We start from the raw sequence: 2,492 nt of genomic DNA on the forward strand, positions 1-2,492 counted from the left end.
TATGCGCCGACCACCGCTCCAGCAACCGCGCCGCCTGCGCCCTGAGCGCCCCCTCGGAACGCGCCGACAGCGGCAGCGCGGCCGTGGGGTGGGCGGGTTCCGGGCCCGTGGCGGGCTCGTCCGGCGTCGGGGCCTGTTCGAGGATGACGTGGGCGTTGGTGCCGCTGATGCCGAAGGAGGAGACGGCGGCACGCCGGGCCCGGCCGCTGCCGGGCCAGGCCCGCGCCTCGGTGACCAGCTCGACCGCGCCGGCCGACCAGTCCACGTGCGGGGTCGGCTCGGCGGCGTGCAGGGTCGGCGGGACGACCGCCTCCCGCACGGCCATCACGGCCTTGATCACCCCGCCGACGCCGGCGGCCGCCTGGGTGTGGCCGATGTTGGACTTCAGCGAGCCCAGCAGCAGCGGGCGGTCGGCGGGCCGGTCGCTGCCGTAGGTGGCGAGCAGCGCCTCGGCCTCGATGGGGTCGCCGAGCCGGGTGCCGGTGCCGTGCGCCTCCACGAGGTCGACCTCGGCGGGGCTCAGCCGCGCGTCGGCGAGCGCCTGGCGGATGACCCGCTCCTGGGCGAGCCGGCTGGGGGCGCTCAGCCCGTTGCTGGCGCCGTCCTGGTTGACCGCGCTGCCCCGGACGACGGCCAGCACCCGGTGCCCGCCCCGCACCGCGTCCGACAGCCGCTCCAGCACCAGCATGCCGACGCCCTCGCCCCAGGCGGTGCCGTCCGCGTCGGCGGAGAACGCCTTGCAGCGGCCGTCGGCGGCGAGGCCGCGCTGCTGCGCGAACTCCACGAACATGCCCGGCGAGGCCATGACGGCGGCGCCGCCGGCCAGCGCGAGCGAGGACTCGCCGGTGCGCAGCGAGCGCACCGCCAGGTGCAGGGCGACCAGGGAGGAGGAGCAGGCGGTGTCGACGGTGACCGCCGGGCCCTCCAGGCCGAGGGTGTAGGAGATCCGGCCGGAGGCGACGCTGATGGTGCTGCCGGTGAGCAGATGCCCCTCGGTGCCCTCCTCGGGCTCGTACAGCCGCGGGCCGTACTCCTGTGCCATCGCGCCGACGAACACCCCGGTGGCGCTGCCGCGCAGGGAGGTGGGGTCGATGCCGGCCCGCTCCAGCGCCTCCCAGCCCGTCTCCAGCAGCAGCCGCTGCTGCGGGTCCATCGCCGTCGCCTCACGCGGCGAGATCCCGAAGAACGCCGGATCGAACTCGGCCGCCGAGTGCAGGAAGGCGCCCTCACGCACATACGACTTCCCCGGCCGGCCCGGCTCCGGATCGTACAGACCCTCCAGGTCCCAGCCCCGGTCCTGCGGGAAACCACCCACCGCGTCCGTACCCGAGACGACCAACCGCCACAAGTCCTCCGGGGAGCGCACGTCACCCGGGAAACGGCAGCCCATGCCGATGACGGCGATCGGTTCGTCGCCGGGCCGTTCCGGTGCCCCGGCAGCGGGGTCCACCGGAGCCGGCTCCCCTGCCGCAGCGCCGAGTTCGGCCGCCAGGTGGTCGGCCAGGGCGCGCGGGGTGGGGCGTTCGTAGACGACGGTGGTGGGCAGGGCCAGTCCGGTGGCGGCGCGCAGCCGGTCGCGCAGTTCGACGGCGGTGACGGACTCCAGGCCCTGGCTCTTGAAGGGGACGGCCGGCTCGACGGCGTCGGGGCCGTCCAGGCCGAGCACGGCGGCCGCGGCGGAGCGCACCAGCCGCAGCAGGCGCCGCTGCCGCTCGGCCGGGTTCAGGGCGGCGAGTTCCAAGCGGGGGGAGGACTCCTCCCGCTCCTCCGCGGCCTCCCCGAAGGCGCCTTCGGGGGCCGCTTCCGGCACCGCGGGTCCCGCCGCCTCCGGCTCGGGCAGTTCGGGCAGCCAGTGCCGGCGGCGCTGGAAGGGGTACGTCGGCAGGTCCACGGTCCGCCCGCCCGCCAGGTACGGCGTGAGGTCCACCGGCAGGCCGAGCGTGTGGGCCTGGGCCAGGGAGCGCAGGAGCCGGTCCGGGCCGCCGTCGTCGCGGCGCAGCGAGCCGGTCACGGCGACCGGGACGCCCCGCTGCTCGGCGATGTCCTGGACGGCGGAGGCGAGGATCGGGTGGGCGCTGCACTCGGCGAACGCGGTGCGGCCGTCGGCGAGCAGCGCCTCGACCGTGTCCTGGAAGCGGACGGTGCCGCGCAGGTTGCGGTACCAGTAGGCGGCGTCGAGCGGTTCGCCGTCTATGCGGCGGGCCAGCAGCGTGGAGTAGAACGGGACCTGGGGGGCGCGGGGGGTGATCGGTGCGAGCGCGGCCAGCACCTCGTCCTCGATCTTTTCCACGTACGCCGAGTGCGAGGCGTAGTCCACCGGGAGGCGGCGGACCCGGACTCCGTCGCGCTCCAGGTCGGCGGCGAGGGCGTCGAGGGTGCCGGGGTGGCCGCCGACGACGGTGGCCGACGGGCCGTTCACCACCGAGATCTCGGCACCGGCGTACCGCTCGTCGCGGAGCAGTCCGGCGACCCGGTCGGCCGGGAGGGCGAGG

The 2,492-nt window shown here is 76.3% G+C and carries 1 protein-coding gene; it reads right to left on the reverse strand.

Annotated elements, in window-relative coordinates; all coding sequences use genetic code 11:
- Positions 1 to 2,492: beta-ketoacyl synthase N-terminal-like domain-containing protein (locus ACLU3S_RS36665; protein ID WP_413956299.1), on the reverse strand; the 2,492-nt coding region annotated here is incomplete at both ends.

The organism is Streptomyces sp. AF1A (assembly GCF_047340315.1).
Classification (GTDB): Bacteria; Actinomycetota; Actinomycetes; order Streptomycetales; family Streptomycetaceae; genus Streptomyces.